Here is a 709-nt window from a genome sequence, read left to right as displayed (position 1 = left end):
CTTGAAACGTGGCTAGAAAGCCCTGTTTTCTGGGTAATTCTGACTAATCTATTTTTCAAATAACAAAAATCAATAATTGACTAATGATGTCATTAATTATGACGCAAAAGGAGCAATGATGAAAGCTGTCATCACTAAGCCAATGTGTGTTGTTGGAGACAATAAAAGCACTGTTCGCTTTGAACCATCAACACCCAATAATCCATTTGTTGAAGTTTCCAATCAAGTCTACGCACGTCTCAAGCGCGCCAATGCTGCAAAACTTTTTGTTGACGTCAAGACAACAGCAAAAACAGATAAGGCAATTGAACAAATTAAGCAGATAAAACAAGAAGCCGTACAAACATCGTCTGAACCAGTGACAGAGGAAATTCCACTCGAACAGCCAAAAGCATCTAAAGCTTCCAAGTCACCTACCCCAAAAAAGGCTTAGAAGTTGAAGTTAATCATCCACCAAAAATGGTATCTTCAACAGGTGAAGGATACCTTCACCAGTCTTCAAGCACCACGCCTTAATTGGGCTCTGCGTAATGCTCTAAACACTGCAGCAAAACAAGTTGAACGCTTCACTGAAAAGCAAGTTGCAGACATCTCATCAGCCCAAATAAAGCGTATAAGAAGAGGTGTTTATATTAAAGAAAAGGCGACAGCAAGGTTTCTTGAGACAGATATCATTGGTTCTGGAACACCAATACCTCTTAAATTTTTT

1 protein-coding gene and 1 pseudogene are annotated in these 709 nt (G+C 39.1%); both read left to right on the top strand.

Features of this window, described 5'->3' with window-relative positions:
* Window positions 1-118 precede the first annotated feature (118 nt).
* On the top strand, window positions 119-433 hold the full coding sequence (locus tag ACFINO_RS10510) for a hypothetical protein (RefSeq protein WP_375655788.1): 315 nt from the start codon (window positions 119-121) through the stop codon (window positions 431-433).
* 3 nt (window positions 434-436) lie between these two features.
* Window positions 437-709, top strand: a pseudogene (locus ACFINO_RS10505) (hypothetical protein); the annotation flags it as partial.

The organism is Bartonella sp. AA83SXKL (genome assembly GCF_042196965.1).
Lineage (GTDB): Bacteria > Pseudomonadota > Alphaproteobacteria > Rhizobiales > Rhizobiaceae > Bartonella.
The sequence above is the reverse complement of the archived record's forward strand: the minus strand, read 5'-3'. Positions and strand labels throughout refer to the sequence as shown.

What these genes read in the sequence shown, in the direction of transcription:
- ACFINO_RS10510 (WP_375655788.1), top strand. Translation starts at nt 119, where the DNA reads ATGAAAGCTGTCATCACTAAGCCAATGTGTGTTGTTGGAGACAATAAA.